This window comes from Streptomyces sp. NBC_01669 (assembly GCF_026339735.1).
Taxonomy (GTDB): Bacteria; Actinomycetota; Actinomycetes; order Streptomycetales; family Streptomycetaceae; genus Streptomyces; species Streptomyces yanii.
Genome location: NZ_JAPEQG010000002.1, coordinates 861,514 through 875,854, shown reverse-complemented (window position 1 = coordinate 875,854; position 14,341 = coordinate 861,514). Strand labels below are relative to the sequence as shown.

15 protein-coding genes and 4 pseudogenes are annotated in these 14,341 nt (G+C 68.2%); 12 read left to right on the top strand and 7 right to left on the bottom strand.

Annotated elements, in window-relative coordinates:
• Positions 1-141: 141 nt before the first annotated feature.
• Positions 142-418 (bottom strand): annotated as a pseudogene (locus tag OG972_RS45035) (transposase); the annotation flags it as partial.
• A gap of 130 nt (positions 419-548) precedes the next feature.
• On the opposite strand from OG972_RS45035, the gene OG972_RS45030 reads away from it, so the two are divergent.
• A complete protein-coding gene (locus OG972_RS45030; protein ID WP_266992395.1) occupies positions 549-1,634 on the top strand; it encodes a tyrosine-protein phosphatase in 1,086 nt (361 codons plus the stop codon).
• Positions 1,635-1,687: 53 nt separating this feature from the next.
• Positions 1,688-2,476: a hypothetical protein gene (locus OG972_RS45025; protein WP_266992393.1), complete on the top strand. Its 789-nt coding sequence runs from the start codon at positions 1,688-1,690 to the stop codon at positions 2,474-2,476.
• Positions 2,477-2,551: 75 nt separating this feature from the next.
• Here the strand turns inward: OG972_RS45025 and OG972_RS45020 are convergent.
• Positions 2,552-2,820: pseudogene (locus OG972_RS45020) on the bottom strand (hypothetical protein); the annotation flags it as partial.
• On the opposite strand from OG972_RS45020, the pseudogene OG972_RS45015 reads away from it, so the two are divergent.
• Positions 2,819-3,067: pseudogene (locus OG972_RS45015) on the top strand (phosphotransferase); the annotation flags it as partial. The pseudogenes OG972_RS45020 and OG972_RS45015 overlap by 2 nt on opposite strands.
• 137 nt (positions 3,068-3,204) lie before the next feature.
• On the opposite strand, the gene OG972_RS45010 reads toward OG972_RS45015, so the two are convergent.
• Complete coding sequence (locus tag OG972_RS45010) at positions 3,205-3,699, bottom strand: hypothetical protein (protein WP_266992391.1); 495 nt, start codon at positions 3,697-3,699, stop codon at positions 3,205-3,207.
• Between the two features lie 135 nt (positions 3,700-3,834).
• Here OG972_RS45010 and OG972_RS45005 point away from each other — a divergent pair, with 135 nt between their 5' ends.
• A complete protein-coding gene (locus tag OG972_RS45005) occupies positions 3,835-4,380 on the top strand; it encodes a hypothetical protein (protein ID WP_266992389.1) in 546 nt (181 codons plus the stop codon).
• A gap of 96 nt (positions 4,381-4,476) precedes the next feature.
• On the opposite strand, the gene OG972_RS45000 is transcribed toward OG972_RS45005, so the two are convergent.
• Positions 4,477-6,006: an ISL3 family transposase gene (locus tag OG972_RS45000; RefSeq protein WP_266993012.1), complete on the bottom strand. Its 1,530-nt coding sequence runs from the start codon at positions 6,004-6,006 to the stop codon at positions 4,477-4,479.
• A gap of 209 nt (positions 6,007-6,215) precedes the next feature.
• Between OG972_RS45000 and OG972_RS44995 the strand changes: the two genes are divergently transcribed.
• Both OG972_RS44995 and OG972_RS44990 read left to right on the top strand, forming a co-directional pair.
• The gene (locus OG972_RS44995; protein ID WP_266993010.1) at positions 6,216-6,614 is read left to right on the top strand and encodes a DUF6415 family natural product biosynthesis protein; all 399 of its coding nucleotides are present in this window, start codon (positions 6,216-6,218) and stop codon (positions 6,612-6,614) included.
• Positions 6,615-6,951: 337 nt separating this feature from the next.
• On the top strand, positions 6,952-7,359 hold the full coding sequence (locus tag OG972_RS44990) for a hypothetical protein (RefSeq protein WP_266992387.1): 408 nt from the start codon (positions 6,952-6,954) through the stop codon (positions 7,357-7,359).
• 461 nt (positions 7,360-7,820) lie between these two features.
• Here the strand turns inward: OG972_RS44990 and OG972_RS44985 are convergent, their stop codons facing one another.
• Positions 7,821-8,363 (bottom strand): hypothetical protein, encoded by a 543-nt coding sequence (locus OG972_RS44985; protein ID WP_266992385.1) that lies wholly within the window; start codon positions 8,361-8,363, stop codon positions 7,821-7,823.
• A gap of 248 nt (positions 8,364-8,611) precedes the next feature.
• On the opposite strand from OG972_RS44985, the gene OG972_RS44980 reads away from it, so the two are divergent.
• Both OG972_RS44980 and OG972_RS44975 read left to right on the top strand, forming a co-directional pair.
• Positions 8,612-8,968, top strand: coding sequence for a nuclear transport factor 2 family protein (locus tag OG972_RS44980; RefSeq protein ID WP_266992383.1), 357 nt, complete (start codon positions 8,612-8,614; stop codon positions 8,966-8,968).
• A 67-nt stretch (positions 8,969-9,035) separates the two neighbouring features.
• On the top strand, positions 9,036-9,617 hold the full coding sequence (locus tag OG972_RS44975) for a GNAT family N-acetyltransferase (protein ID WP_266992381.1): 582 nt from the start codon (positions 9,036-9,038) through the stop codon (positions 9,615-9,617).
• Between the two features lie 73 nt (positions 9,618-9,690).
• Here the strand turns inward: OG972_RS44975 and OG972_RS44970 are convergent, their stop codons facing one another.
• Positions 9,691-10,788 carry an integrase core domain-containing protein gene (locus OG972_RS44970; protein WP_266992379.1) on the bottom strand — a complete coding sequence of 366 codons (1,098 nt, stop codon included), beginning with the start codon at positions 10,786-10,788 and terminating at the stop codon, positions 9,691-9,693.
• 252 nt (positions 10,789-11,040) lie between these two features.
• On the opposite strand from OG972_RS44970, the gene OG972_RS44965 reads away from it, so the two are divergent.
• From OG972_RS44965 to OG972_RS44950, 4 genes and pseudogenes are all read left to right on the top strand, one after another.
• The gene (locus OG972_RS44965) at positions 11,041-11,610 is read left to right on the top strand and encodes a PadR family transcriptional regulator (protein WP_266992377.1); all 570 of its coding nucleotides are present in this window, start codon (positions 11,041-11,043) and stop codon (positions 11,608-11,610) included.
• Positions 11,597-12,415, top strand: coding sequence for an SGNH/GDSL hydrolase family protein (locus tag OG972_RS44960; protein WP_266992375.1), 819 nt, complete (start codon positions 11,597-11,599; stop codon positions 12,413-12,415). Before OG972_RS44965 ends, OG972_RS44960 begins: the two co-directional genes overlap by 14 nt.
• 178 nt (positions 12,416-12,593) lie before the next feature.
• Positions 12,594-12,737: pseudogene (locus tag OG972_RS44955) on the top strand (IS6 family transposase); the annotation flags it as partial.
• Between the two features lie 105 nt (positions 12,738-12,842).
• Entirely contained in the window at positions 12,843-13,352 is a 510-nt protein-coding gene (locus OG972_RS44950; RefSeq protein WP_266992373.1) for a hypothetical protein, read from the top strand.
• Here the strand turns inward: OG972_RS44950 and OG972_RS44945 are convergent.
• Positions 13,294-14,226, bottom strand: a complete 933-nt coding sequence (locus OG972_RS44945; RefSeq protein WP_266992371.1) for an IS5 family transposase — start codon at positions 14,224-14,226, stop codon at positions 13,294-13,296. The two genes, OG972_RS44950 and OG972_RS44945, sit on opposite strands and share 59 nt — an antisense overlap.
• Between the last annotated feature and the right edge of the window lie 115 nt (positions 14,227-14,341).

Genomic DNA, 14,341 nt, shown 5'->3' with positions numbered 1-14,341 from the left:
GAGCCGTGACGTTTTCGTCGTGTGGGCATGCCGCGGTGCCGACGCGAGGGCCGGAGTCTCCAGGGTCCTCGGCGGCATCATCAACGAGTATCGATACGCCGTGTCACCTGCAACGACGACTTTTCGAGCCCCACAGGAGAAGGCCCGCAGGAGACCGCGGTGGTATCGGCGAGGTCGGCGCATGTTGCCACTGACGCGGCCGGAGTCGCGTGGCACCGGGGACAGTCCCGCCAAGGCGGCAAGCCGGTCGACGCTGCCGAAGGCTCCCCATGTCGCCGCCCGTGGCAGCGATGAAGGTGGCACCGGGCATGGCGCCCATGCCGGGCGGACGGCGGATCACGATCGCCTGTGGGTTTCGTGAAAACGGGGCCTCGATGAGCGCGTCGAGCTACGCGATCTCGTCTTCGAGGGGCATCATCCCTTGGCGAGGTGGGCCACCCTGCGGTGGCGTCCGGGCTCACCCGCGCCTTCGAGTTGCCATCTGGCCATCACAGCACCGCCCGGCCGCATTAACCAGGGGTTTCTTTCAAGCACGAACCATCCGGCATATGAAGGTCCCGTCTGTCGTCGCCGCAGTGCTCACCCCAGCGCTCGCATTCACCTCCCTGGCCGCCACCGCTCCCGCGGCCTCCGCGGCCTCCGCGGACTCCGCCCCCGCCTCGACATCCGCCGCGCAGCACATCCCGTTCACGGACGCCACGGTCACGGCTGACGACGACGGCTCGTACAGGATCGTCTGGAAGGCACCCAGTGCGCACGAGGTCGCCATCCACGCGAACGGCCGCGTGGTCGCCCGCGGCGGGGCAGAGGGCGAGGCCACGGTGCGCGGGCTGCCCGCGGCCGACCGGCAGTGGTTCAACCTGGTGCCGGACCGCGGTGCGCCGCTACGCCTCGCCGACCGGCTGATCAAGCTGGAGGGGACCGTCAACTTCCGGGACGTGGGCGGCTACCGCACCCGCGAGGGCCAGTGGGTCAAGATGGGCGAGATCTACCGGTCCGACGCTCTGGACAAACTCACCGACGCCGACCTCGCGAAGCTGCACCGCCTGGGCATCGGTACCGACTACGACCTCCGCATGAAGTCCGAGCGCGCCTCCGCGCCTGACCGCGTGCTCGCCGGAGCCACCTACGTCGTTGCCGATGTGCTCGCCGGCTCGGCCACCTTCACCACCATGCCGACTTCCGAGGATGCGGCGGTGCGGATGATGGTGGACAGCGAGAAGTTCATGGTGAGCGGCGACAGCGCGCGGGCTGCGTACGGCCAGGTCTTCGCCGGGATCGCGAACGACGACGCGCGCGCCGTGGTCTTTCACTGCACGGCGGGCAAGGACCGCACCGGCTGGTCGAACGCCGCCCTGCTGACGGCGCTCGGCGTGCCGCGCGGAACGGTGATGGCGGACTACCTGGCCAGCAACGACTATCGCGCCGCGGCCAATCAGGCTGCTCTCGACCACCTGACCTCGGAGCAGGCCAAGATCTACAAGCCGCTTCTCGACGTCCGCCCCGAATATCTCAACTCCGGCTTCGACGAGGTCCAGGAGAAGTACGGCTCCTTCAACTCTTACCTGAAACAGGGACTGGGTATCGACGCGGGCGACCTGCGCGAGCTGAAGCAGGACCTGCTGGTCGGCTGACGCCCGCTGTTTCAGGCTCTGACACACGCAATTTGAGAAAGGCCGAACCACCCATGCAACGACGTAACTTCGCCGCCGCTCTGACAGCCGCCATCGCCGCACCCGCGCTGGTCGGCGCCACCCCCAGCCAGGCCCAGGAGCGCACCGCCGCCTCCGGCGATGACACCGCGCTGCTGCACAGCATGCTCGCATCCCTGTCCAAGGAGCTCGACGACAAGGACACGGCCCGCGCCGTCGTCCCGCACCTCTACGACGTCGGCTTCGACTGGCACCCTGAGACGACTCCCTTGGCGGACATCGACTTCATCGTGGCGTACGGCTTCGGGAACCGGGCGCCGGCCGGGGGCGGCGACCCGACGAAGGTGCTCTACGAGCCGGGCCCGGTCAATGAGGAGCTGGCCGATACCGTGGCGAGGATCCGAGCGCTGCGCAACATCCCGGTGTACGCGCAGTGGGAGATCGCGCGGTTCCTGGAGTCCAAGTACCACATGACACATGTGACGTCGATCGAGCCGGTGATCGCGGCGGACGGCACGATCACTTATCTGAGCACCGACGGAGTCGCCGCCCAGGTCCTGGCAGCCCGCAAGCAGCTGCCCGGCGGCATCGGCACGGCAGGTGTGGTCGGCTTCCGCGATCACATCAAGCGCTGCGTACAGACCACGCGGGACCGGGGCATGAAGGCGTACGCTCCGCGCGGCTTCGACATGCCGCACACGTACGACGCCGAGTCCGGTCAGGCCTGGACGCGGCGGCGGGATCTCTACCTGGTCCACGACATGTTCGCCCAGTGGGGGGTGCTGCGGCAGAAGCTGATCGCTCAGGCCTACCCCAACGGCTGACGCCGAGGTCGCCCCTGGCCGCATCCGGGACGATCAGGGGCGGACGTCTTCCCGCTCGGGATCGTTTTCGGCGTCCTGCCCGGTTTGTTCTTCGAGGCCGCCCCCTTTGACCTGGTCTTCTCCCCCTCGGCGGCGGCCTTCTCCAGCGCGGCGACGACGTCCCGGTCCAGATGCATCCCGGCGGCGTCGTGGTGAGCCCGCGCGGTGGTGGAGTCGACGCTGACCAGGGACAGGTCCACCTCGCCCCGCTTCGCGGCTTCCGCGATCAGCCCCTCCAGCAGGGCCTCGAAGACGCCGGCGTCACGCCACTGCCGGAAGCGGTTGTGGACGGTCGACCAGGCACCGGCTCCTGGACTGGTCGCGGTTGATCCGACCGCCGCGCATTGCGAGTATCCATCGCTCCTCATGACACATCTGGCGGGCCAGACGGTTCCCGACGATGAGGGATTGGAGACGCGCGTCCCTCTGTTGGCCCGTCAACTCGCGGCGATGCACGCGTTGCGACCCGCCGAGCGGCCCCGGGAGTATGTGGCGTTGACGACCGCCGACACTGTCGTGACTTCGAAGGGCGCCGACGCGGCGGCATGGGCCGTGTCGACGGTCACGGAATTCCCCACTTGGAGTGGGTTGAGCGTCACGTAATTTCCCACCCCTGCGGTCGCGATTCCCCATGGGGACGGCGATCGAGGGTAGTGCTGCTGACGAGTGTGGGCTCGGGGGGAGGGTTCCTAGCGCCCAGGTCCGTCCACGTTCCACTCCTGCGGCAGGATCCCGTTGCAGAAGACACAGACGAAGTCGGCCTCACGCACGATGTTGATCTGTTGGCAGGATGGGCACCGCCGGAAGATCACCTCGTGCGTGAAGCCGGACGGCCGGGCGACGCCGGCGCGATCCAGCGCCTCAGCAACGGCCGGCCACGAGCTGATGTCCGGGCAGTAGCCGGTCGACTGGTTGCTGATCTCATCGACAGCCCACTGACCGGGCTCTGCGCGGAAGCTGATCTCGCCAGCGCTCAGGACTGCGTCTCCGCCGGCACACACCACGTGCTCACTACGGCGGGAGGCGAGCCGCAGGACCCCGGCGGCATCGACAACGAAGGTGAAGGGCTCTGCGAACTCCTCCGCGGGCCGGCTCGATGCCCACTCGTCGAAGTCCGCCGGCGAGCGCATGCTCTGGCCCTCGCCGCCCGTTCGGATGAGGGTCCTCAGGTCGTCAGGCCCCATGTAGCGATAGCTCCACCCCCGCACACCCATAAGGGCAAACCTAGCCCCATCCGCCTCGAGGACCTGGGGAATTACGGGCTCTGTCGCTGATCTTGTGATCGGGGTCAGGTAAGACCAGGGACTACGCTCGTGCGCGTGATCCATGACCCCGACGACAACTGGTCCTTCGCAACTGCGCGGGAGCCCGCCCGATTCGGCGCAGGCAAGGGCAACGGGGTTCCCGGGGTCGAGCACGCGATGGCCGGCAATGGCACGTTGTGCGGTATTCCAGAGGACCAGGTCACCCGCTATCTGCACCTGTTCGAACCTCGGCGCCGCCGGGCGTGTCCGCCGTGCCGCCAGCAAGCCGATGCTGCACCGACGCAACCAAGCACCCAGGAACGACTCCACTGCTTGGTCAAGGACGCCGCCCTCAGCGAAGCTCGCGACGACCTCCTGGCCGCGCTCGTGAAGGGCGCGCGGGTAGCCCTGTGGCTCCGTGGTCCGGCTGCGGACCTGGCCCGGCACTACGCAAGGCCCGAGGCGTTGACCGAGGGAGTAGGGCCCGCAACCGAGGCGTTCGGCACCGCCACGACGATCGGCCTGGCCCGTGTCGAAAGCCGCTCTTGGAGCTTCCTTGTCGTCCTGCCGCAAGACGGCAGCCGCCCGTTGATCGCACGCGGACCGCGAGAGCCTGGCTGACGACGTTCAAGGCACCACGAGACCGCCTTCCCCAGGGGGACATGTGACTGTGCTGGTGGGAATTTCGGGCTCTGCCGCTGATCTTGTGAGCGGGGGTCAGGTCCGGTGCAGGATTCGTTTGCGTAGGAGGTCGAAGTTGGCGCGGCCGTATCCGGCGCGCTTGAGGAGCTTCACTCTCGTGTTCTGTCCCTCGACCTGGCCGGAGCTCCAGGGACTGGAAAGTCCGGCAATGACGGCGTCCTGGTCCCGGCGTAGGCCGTTGACCAGGGAGTGAAGTGCGGGCAGGGGATCGTGTTCGACTCGCTCCATCCACTGGAGCAGTTGGTCGCCGCGCAGGTCGCGCATCATCTCAGCGAAGTCGCGGACGTGGTCGGTGACCGCGTCGAGCTCGGGACAACCAGCGCGGATCTCCTTGAGCGAGAGGGTGTCCTCGTCGGGGAGGCTGCCCGGATTGGTCATGATCCATCGGACGACGCGACGGGGCCGCGGCGCGGGCCTAGGCGCCGGCGTGGGGGCGGACGGCGTGAAGTTCCGCAGGTAGCGGCGGACGGTCTGGATGCCCCCGGGGAAGCCGAGGGCGGTGATCTCACGGTGCAGTTCGGCGGTGTCGTGGCAGCCCTCGTTCCACCGCTGGTGGAGATGGGGCCGGTAGGCGTCCAGGATCGTGGACCGGTTGACCGCTTTGACCAGGAGTTCGTCGATGCAGGTAGCGCGGGCGAAGCGGCGCACGGTCGAGCGGTCCAGCTGCAGCTGGTGGCAGATCGACTCCAGCGAGGCTCCCTCGTGCAGCAGGTCCTGGACCAGGGCGAACCGTTCCCGGGTGCGGACCACCAGGCGGCGCTCGCGCCCGCAGACGTCCAGTGTCCCGATCGATGCGGCAAGGGGGCCGTCGTCGCCCGTGGGCGCGGTGGTGGGTTCGGGGGCCGGTGGCTTTTTGAACACGGCCCGCACGCAGGTGTAGTGGGCGGCGACGGTCTTCTCGACCGCCTCGCCGACGTTTTTCCATAGGTGCCAGGCGTCGGCGACCTGCACCGCTTGTGGGGCGCCGGTGCGGGCGCCCTCCGCGTAAGCTCCGGCCCGGTCGCGGCAGATGATCTCCACCTCGGGGTGTTCCAGGAGCCAGGTGGCCAGTGGGTCGGCGTCGCGTCCCGGCAGGACGTCCACGGGGCGGCGTCGCTCCAGGTCGACCAGGACGGTGGCGTACGAGTCACCCTTCCGCAGTGCGAAATCGTCGACGCCGAGCACCCTGACCTGCCCGACGGGCTCCTCCGGGAAGGCTCTGAGCAGGCGTAACAGGGTGTCCTTCGCCGCCGGTGTCCCCAGCGCGTGGGCTAGTCGGCTGCCCGCTCGCCTGGCCAGCGCGAGGGCGATCGAGGTCAGTGTCCCGCGCATCAGCGGGGTGTAGCGGGCATGTGGGCTGGTTAACCCGGTGACCTGTTCGGCGAACGTCACCGTCGGGCAGACGATGTTGAGGCAGCGGAACCGGCGTACCAGCAGCTCGATGACCACCCGGGTGCCGCTGACCGCCGCGTCGGACAGGCGTCGCAGGTACCGGCCGTGCACCCGCGCCGAGGTGCTCTGACAGCGTGAGCACGGCGCATCGGCGCTACGGACACGGGCATGCATCGTGATCCCGTTCGCCGTTCGCTCGACCAACTCCACCACGACACCAGATAGATGAGGAACAAGCGCCTCGAAACTCTGCGAAGTACACCAGGGACACGATGGCAGGCACCACCGACACCAGCCCCGATCACAAGATCAGCGACAGAGCCCGTAATTCCCCACCTCCGCAGTCACGATTCCCCATGGGCATGGTGACCGCGGGCGTGGACCTGGAGGCACCGGACCGGGGAGTAGTTGTCCCTGTTCGTGTGGGACGACTCGAAGCGGAACTCCCGCTCGACCGCGAACCGTACGAGTGCCTCGTCAAGGCCGTCCTGGCGTGGACCGGCCCGGACGCGCTGGCCGAACGCGACTACGAGCAGATCGCCCTCCAGCTGACCGGCCACGCCCGCGCAGTCGCCACCGACGTACGGCGCCGCGCCGACCAGCTGCCGAAGGACAGCGGCCCCAAAGCGCTCGCCGACCTTGTTCTCCGTGAGGCGGAAGGGCGGCTGTCCACCACGCTGGAGGGCACCGTGTGCTGCGTCCAGAACCGCGCCCGCCTCGTCCGAGCCCTCTACGAACGACTGGATCGCCTGGAGGCCGCGCCCGCGATCCTGGCTGTCTGAACTGCCAGGGGCTTGCCCGGCCCTGACGGATTGGTGCCGTGCGGCCGGGAGGGGGTTGCACCCAAGGGCGGTTGGACAGTGGGCTGGACGGTTGCTTTCAGCGGGGGACCGGAGGTACTGCCGCAGGTGTGGACCCCTCAAATCGGACAACGCCCATTTCTGCAGGTCACCCCTTGTGGGCAAGCCGGTCCCGTGCGCGGACACCTCTTTCCCACGCGATAGCCGAGGGGAAGAGGTCTGCTTCGAGCCCGGGGCCGGCGGGTTGCGGCGGAGGAAATCCCTGGTCGCCGGTTGATCGGGATGGCAGGCTCTGCCTCCACTCGAAGGGAGCTCCGCGATGACCGAGACGGAACGCGTCGACTGCACCGGCTGCTTCGCCCTGCCGGGCCCCGACAACACCCGCATCGCGTATGTGAAGACCGGCGGCGGGATCAGCGAGACCTGGCACGCCTCGGACTGCCCGGCGCTCGCGATCAGGCAGATCAACATGGAGGAGGGAAGCAAGCGGGTCCGAGAGCAGGACGCGTGGGCTCGGGGCGTCTTCCCTGCCGCGCACGAGCGGCTCAGGAAGGCTGCTGCCGCGATGCCTGCCGGCACCGTTGCGCAGCCCTTCGTCGATGCCCTGAGCGAGCTGGTCCAGGCGCAGGCCGACACCACCGGCTTCGTCGTCCTGCACCGCTGGGCGGAGATCCTGGACCGGCACTTCCCGCCGGAGCTCCCCGACCCCGACCGCACCGACGAGTAGTCACACCCGGGCACTGCACCGCTGGGGCGCTGGAGTTCCGTTGGGCCGGGGGATCTGGCTGCCGACCGGCAGGCCGATCCGGGCACCCGGGTTGCATGGATCGGTCACGCCGCTGACGTGCGGTTTGGCCGATGGGCGCGATCGGATCGGTCACACGGCCGGTCACCGGTCACGGCCGCGGACATGTGACCGGTCACGAGTGCTGGGCAAGCCCAAGAGGACCCTGGGCAAGCTCACCCTGCGGCAGGCTTGCCCAGCCCCGGAGGCCGGCGGCCAGGACGCGACGTTAGTACTGGACTGTCGGAGCTGGGCGAAGTAGGGGAGCGAAACGTGCACCGTCGGGCCGAGGGGCGCGCACCACGGGGGAGGGGCCGCTGTGTCCTGTGCCATCCAACGTTGAGCTTCGTGCCAACGAATCTTGATCGACCGCGCGTAGGGTGCGCGCACAAGGCGTACGTCGACTACGAGAGGTCACGCACGGGGATCTCGGGCGCAAAGTGGGCGACGGTAGTGACTAGTCGGTCCTTGTCCAAGCGCCACCCGGTCACCGCCCGTGAGGCCAGCGCGACGTCCGCCGGCACCGGAACGAGGTACTTGAGGGCAGCACGGGCCTTTGGGCCATCTCCCGGGAGGGCCGGAGCGCCTTCCCGCCGGGTGACCCCGACATAGGGCAGGGAAGCGCCGCCCGCGGCCTGGCGCCAGAGCACGAAACCTGTGATGTCATCCCAGGGCACATGGCTGGTGGTGGCTCTGTACCGGGCGGGGCTCCCTCCAAGAAGCACCCCTGTCTCGTCCACCCGGAACGCGACCTTGCGGCTCAGTGCCACGTACGACATGAACAGCCCGCCCCCGCCGAAGAGCGGCAGGCCCAGTATCTGCGCGAACAGCGGCACGCCCGGGAGCAGCAGGACTGCTGTGAAGACGGCGGAAAGCGCTACGACTCCAGCGGTCCTGAGGTCCCAGCCGTAGCGCGCCTGGTAGACGGGTGAGCTGTTGTGAGCCATGGCTGGATCATGACAACGGCCAGCCCTTAAGGAAAGCCCTGGGGGCAATGCTGCTCAAGGTTCGATGACACACGCTCAAGGTTCGCTGTCACGGGACAGTTTGCCCACCCCGGAGGCTGGCGGCGTGTCTCGACATGACAAGAAAATCGAACACACGGTGCGCCACGAACGTTGAAAGGGGCTTTATGTAGGTAGCTCTGGAAAACGATGCTGTGCGAGAGATGCCCGCCGGAACGAAGGAGAACACGATGGACGCGCACGCGGACCCTTCACACCACGTCGTGCAGCGGTACTTCCAGATGTGGAACACGGGCGACACCTCGATCGCTCCGGAGGTGCTGAGTCCCCACTGGGCCGATCATGCACACCCGGAGGTATCCGGGCCCGCCGATGTTCAACGCGCTGTCACGCATATCCATGCCAGTCGACCAGGACTCCGCTTCCACATCGACACGATCCTCGGCACCGACGATTTGCTGTCAGTGATCGGCAGCGTCGGCCACGAAAGCCGCCCCGGCACCATCGACAGTCATCTGATCTGGCTGATCCGACTCCTCGACGGCCGGATGGCCGAGATGTGGACCTACCGCCGGAGCACTCCCTGACACTCCCGATCCATGCATCTTGGCGATTGCCCGCGGGGTCAGCGGCGGGCTTGCCATGATGTGAACCATGCCTTCCCTGGTTACTCCTGTCATGTCGCCTGGCAGCATCAACTCCTCTTCCCAGCCGTCGCTGCCGATCGACGACGACTTGCTGCTGCGGCCGTGGCTGTCTTCCGACGCAGGCGCCGTCGCGCGAGTGTTCCAGGACCGGGCGATCCAGTTCTGGCACCTGCGCAAGGCGGATTCCGAAGACGAAGCCCAGGAGTGGATCGAACAGTGGCGAAGTGGCTGGGAGAGCGAATCCGCCTGCCATTGGGCCGTGGTCGATATCGACGGCGACAGGGTTCTCGGACGGGTCTCCCTCCAGTCCATCATCTTGGTCGGAGGCCAAGCAGAGATCTCCTACTGGACGACCCCGGAGTCCCGTGGCAAGGGCGTCTGCTCCCGCGCTGTGGCCCGAGTGGCGAGCTGGGCACTGGAAGAGGCCGGCTTCAACCGACTCGAACTAGGCCACTCAACGGCCAATGTTGCATCCTGCCGCATCGCCGAAAAGACAGGCTTCGCTCTGGAAGGCGTACGGCGTCAGGCGTTGCTCCATGCCGACGGTTGGCACGACATGCATCTGCACGCACGAGTCCACGAAGCCTGACCAGGCGTCCGGTCTCGCCAGCAGCCGACCACGCTCCGGACCCTGTGGGTGCCGATTATTACGTCCGTGCAGGTCAGACGGCATGTCGGTATTCGTGGAGGGTGCCGCCGAGTCGGTCGTGTCGGCGTATGCGCAGCCGTTGGAGTCCGTCGGGGTCGGTGATCGGCTCGGGTGCCGGCCGCAGCGGGGCGGCTTGGTGGAGCATCCGGTGCGGCCGGTGCTCGTTGTAGTGCTGTTCGAACTCGTGTAGCGCATGGAGCAGATGCCGTTGGTTCCAGACGAGGGTGCGGTCGAGGAGTTCGTGGCGGCAGGTGCGGACCCAGCGTTCCATGACCGCGTTCATCCGGGGTGTGCGAACGGCCGTGAGGACGGTGCGGATGCCGGCGTCGGTGAGGATCTCGTCGAACAGCCTGGGAAATTTGCCGTCCCGGTCGCGGATGAGGAACGTGGCTTTGATGCCTGCGTCTTCGAGGTCCATGACCAGGTTCCGGGCCATTTGGGCCGTCCACGCGGCGGTGGGGTGCGCGGTGGCGCCGAGGACGCGCACGCGCCGGGAGGCGTGCTCGATGACCGCGAGCACGTACTGCCGCTGCCCGGTCAAGGTGACGGTTTCCATGAAGTCGCAGGAGAGGATGGCCTCGGCCTGGGCGCGCAGGAAGTCGGCCCAGGTCGTCGTTCCGCGCTCGGGCGCGGGGTCGATGCCCGCGTCCTTGAGGATCTCCCAGACCGTGGACGCGGCGATGCGGATCCCGAGCACGGCGAGTTCGCCGTGGATGCGGCGGTATCCCCAGGTCGGATTCTCACGGGCGAAGCGCAGCACGAGGATGCGGATGGAGCGGACGGTGCGCGGCCGTCCGGGGCTTTTCGGGCGGGACGCCGCTGCGTGGCGGCGCCGGACCAGGTCGCGGTGCCAGCGCAGCACGGTGTCCGGGCGCACGGTCAGCCGCATGCGGCGCAGCACGTCGCGCGGCAACGGGTGGAGCAGCGCAGCGAGCAGGGCCCGGTCGGACGGCGTGAACCGCATGCGGCGGTCCCCGAGCTGCCGTTCGAGAACGGTGACCTGATGGCGCAGGGCCAGGATTTCCGCGTCCTTGTCGCGGTCGCTCATCGGCAGCAGCCGCAGCGCGGCGAACGTGTTCGTGACGGTGAGGTAGGCGAGTCGAAGCAGCACAGATGATCATGCTGCCGCAGCCCTCACCACGGTCACCGGCCGGGGGGCGGCCCACGGGTACACAGCCGCCGCAGGGCCTCCCACCTGCCCGGATGGAATAATCGGCACCCACAGCGGCGAGTTCACCCTTCTCCGCGGCAGAGCGGAAGCGTTCAGCAGTCTCCATGACCTCTCCCGATACTCAAGGATATGACTAGTCATTTTCTTGAGTATGATGCAGCGGCGGACAAGGAAAGGGAAGGGGCTGCTTCGATGGCCTTGCGGCATGCGGTGCTGGCGGCGCTGCTGGACGGCGAGTACAGCGGATACCAGCTGGCGAAGGCGTTCGACGTCGGCGTCGCGAACTTCTGGCACGCCCTGCCGCAGCAGCTGTACGCCGAGCTGACCAAGCTGGAGAAGGAAGGGCTGGTCGCGGGTCGGCAGGTGGTCCAGGAGACCCGGCCCAACAAACGTCTGTTCCGGGTCACCGACGCCGGTCGCGCCGAGCTGGAGAGGTTCGCCGCAGCCGTATCGAAGCCCTCGTTCATCCGCGACGATCTGCTCGTCAAAGTCCACACCGCCGACCGCATCGGCACGGCGCCGGTGATCGAACAGCTCGAAGAGCGAGCGTCCGCGGCCGAGGCCAAGATCGAACTTCTCGGCAAGCTGCTGCGGCAACTGCGCGGCGATGCGGATGAGGAGGAGTTCCTCCGCCGGGGCGAGCGGATCGGGCCGTACCTGACCTGCCTGCGCGGCCTGGCCTTTGAGCAGGAGCACCGGGACTGGTGCCTGCGGATCGCAGTCGTCCTCAAGGAAAGGCAGTCGACTCATGCCGAACGGTGAATACCTGCGCTACGTCGCCTTGGGCGACAGCCAGACCGAAGGGCTCGGCGACGGGGACGACGCCGTCGGCCTACGGGGCTTTGCCGACCGGCTCGCCGAGCACCTCGCGGCCGTTAACTCGGGGCTTCGGTACGCCAACCTTGCCGTACGAGGCCGTGTCGCCGGCCAGGTCCGCGCTGAACAGCTGGGGCCCGCCCTGGCCCTGGGGCCCGACCTGGCCACCGTTGTCACCGGGGTCAACGACCTGCTTCGGCCCCGGTTCGACGCCGCAGAGGTGGCCGGGCACCTGGAAGAGATGTTCGCCGCGCTCACGGCAGCCGGGGCCCACGTGGTGACGCTGACCTTCCCCGACGTAGGGAAGATCGTGCCCCTTGCCCGGCCGATCAGGTCCCGCGTGTTCGACCTCAATACCCGCATCCGCGCTGCGGCCGCCCGTCACGGGGTCGCGGTCGCCGAGACCGGCCGACAGGCCGTCGCCACCGATCCACGGCTGTGGAGTGCGGACCGACTCCACGCCAGCCCCCTCGGCCACGAGCGGATCGCCGCAGCCGTCGCCCACGCCATCCACCTGCCCGGAAGCGACGACGCCTGGACGCTCCCCCTGCCGCCACAGAGGGTCCCCACGGGCTGGCAAGCCGCAGGAGCCGAACTGCGCTGGGCGGCCGCATTCCTCGGCCCCTGGCTCGGACGCCGTTTGCGTGGTCAGTCCTCCGGCGACGGCCGCGCCGCGAAACGCCCCCAGCTCCTGCCCCTGAGTGCCACGCCCGACTCCGCGGCGGACACCGGTCAACGGGAATCTTCGTAGGGACAGCATCGGCCCCGGGCGGTCTCCTCTCGAACGGCCCGGCGCTGTGCAGTACGCCGGAGTGGGCACATTCACGCGTACGCGGCTGGGCATTTCCGCCCGCGGCGCTGTCACGTTGGCTGGCTGAGTGGGATGATCTTCGGGTTGATCATGCTGGAGAGGGTTGTCCGTGGGGGACGTGTCGCCGTCGTACAAGGGCCATCGGTACCCGGTCGAGGTGATCTCCCACTGTGTGTGGCTGTACTTCCGGTTTCCGCTGTCCTTCCGTGAGGTGGAGGAGCTGATGCTCGAGCGCGGTGTCGTCGTCTCGCATGAGAAGCTGTTGTCTTTCCGTACTTGATCGCTGACTTTCCGCTGGTCAGGCATGGTGTGGTGGGTTCTGTGGCAGACAGGACGCATCGTGTCGTCCTGGTTGTGGAGGTGCTCGATGGCGTCGGTCGTCGGTTTGCTGGAGGAACGGGAGCGCGGGGCTCGGCAGCGGGTGGAGGTGCTGCGCGAGGAAGCCGACCGGGTTCTGGCCGAGTTGCGGGATGCGGAGCGTTTCTGGGAGCGGTTCGTGATCGCGCGGGAGGCAGTGGTGGAGGTTCTCGCTGATCCGGACGCAGGCGCCCGGGCGGAAGAAGCCGCGGTGCCGGTCGCGGAGAACGCTGCCCCGTCGCCGTCGCCGTCGAAGGGCGCGGTGGTTCCGGCGTTCAGTGAGGGGCGTCAGGTGACGGTGCTGTCCGCGGAGTATCAGCGGATCGTGGAGGTCTTGGCGTCTTCGTCAACGCCGCTGGCTTGTAAGGAGGTTGCCGAGAGGCTGGGGGTGGAGCCGGTGGCGGCGAAGCTGGAGGGGGTGCGGTCGAAGGCGAACCGGCTGGTGCGGCGGGGCTGGCTGGTCAAGGAGCCGACGGGGCGCTTCGCGCTGGCCGCCGCGGTGCCAGGCGGCGGGTCATGAGCATCGTCATCGACCACATGATCATCGCCTCGCTGGAGTCGCACCGGCGCTCGTAGTCACGGGCCAGGCGCCTCGACCGCATCAGCCACCCGAATGTTCTCTCCACCACCCACCGCCTCGGCAGCACCACGAACCCCTTCACGTCGTCACTGCGCTTGACCACGGTGACGACCAGGTGCAGCACGGCCAGGGCCCAGGTGATCAGCACTCCGGTGTAGCCGCCGTCAGCCCACAGCTTGGTGATGGTGGGGAACCGTGTCCGTAGTGCGGGCAGCATCTCCACCGCGGCCTCGCGGTCGGTGATGTCGGCGGACAGCACCCTGATCTGCAACAGCAGGCCGATCGTGTCGCAGATCAGGTGTCGGCGCCTGCCGTTGATCTTCTTGCCGCCGTCCCAGCCGCGGCTGCCGGCGCCCACCACCGAGTCCGCCTTCACCGACTGCGAGTCGATGGCCCCGGCTGTCGGCTCCGGATCACGTCCCGCCGCCTCGCGGACCTTCCCGCGCAGCCGGTCGTGGAGCTCGGCGATCAGCCCGTTCTGGCGCCAGCGGCGCCAGAAGGCGTAGACCCGGTCCCACACGGGGAAATCTGCGGGCATCGCCCGCCACTTGATGCCGTTGTCGACGACGTAGAAGACCGCGTCCAGCATCTGCCGGTGGCAGTAGCCCTCCGGTTGGCCGCCCCTGCCCTCCAGCCAGGCAGGTACCGGCAGCAGCGGCCTGAGTGCCGCCCACTGCTCTTCCGTCATGTCGGTGTCGTAGGCGCGGGCGCGGTCGGGCTGGTCGGCGGCGTTCCCGAACCGGTGCGCGAGGCAATCGCACGCACCGCCGGATGAGTTGAACTCGTCGTTGTCGACCGCGTACAACAAGGACAACAGGGCCTCCGGGCGCGTTCGTGGTCTCAGCAACTCCGAACTGCACCAGGGGCCCTGTCTTCATGCACGGCCACGACGAAATCACCCGACCCACCGGCCACTTTCGATCACACCG

What these genes read in the sequence shown, in the direction of transcription:
- OG972_RS44985 (WP_266992385.1), bottom strand. Translation starts at nt 8,363, where the DNA reads ATGGCTCACAACAGCTCACCCGTCTACCAGGCGCGCTACGGCTGGGAC.
- OG972_RS44960 (WP_266992375.1), top strand. Translation starts at nt 11,597, where the DNA reads ATGCCGAACGGTGAATACCTGCGCTACGTCGCCTTGGGCGACAGCCAG.
- OG972_RS45025 (WP_266992393.1), top strand. Translation starts at nt 1,688, where the DNA reads ATGCAACGACGTAACTTCGCCGCCGCTCTGACAGCCGCCATCGCCGCA.
- OG972_RS44990 (WP_266992387.1), top strand. Translation starts at nt 6,952, where the DNA reads ATGACCGAGACGGAACGCGTCGACTGCACCGGCTGCTTCGCCCTGCCG.
- OG972_RS45010 (WP_266992391.1), bottom strand. Translation starts at nt 3,699, where the DNA reads ATGGGGCCTGACGACCTGAGGACCCTCATCCGAACGGGCGGCGAGGGC.
- OG972_RS45000 (WP_266993012.1), bottom strand. Translation starts at nt 6,006, where the DNA reads ATGCATGCCCGTGTCCGTAGCGCCGATGCGCCGTGCTCACGCTGTCAG.
- OG972_RS44975 (WP_266992381.1), top strand. Translation starts at nt 9,036, where the DNA reads ATGCCTTCCCTGGTTACTCCTGTCATGTCGCCTGGCAGCATCAACTCC.
- OG972_RS44950 (WP_266992373.1), top strand. Translation starts at nt 12,843, where the DNA reads ATGGCGTCGGTCGTCGGTTTGCTGGAGGAACGGGAGCGCGGGGCTCGG.
- OG972_RS44980 (WP_266992383.1), top strand. Translation starts at nt 8,612, where the DNA reads ATGGACGCGCACGCGGACCCTTCACACCACGTCGTGCAGCGGTACTTC.
- OG972_RS44965 (WP_266992377.1), top strand. Translation starts at nt 11,041, where the DNA reads ATGGCCTTGCGGCATGCGGTGCTGGCGGCGCTGCTGGACGGCGAGTAC.
- OG972_RS45030 (WP_266992395.1), top strand. Translation starts at nt 549, where the DNA reads ATGAAGGTCCCGTCTGTCGTCGCCGCAGTGCTCACCCCAGCGCTCGCA.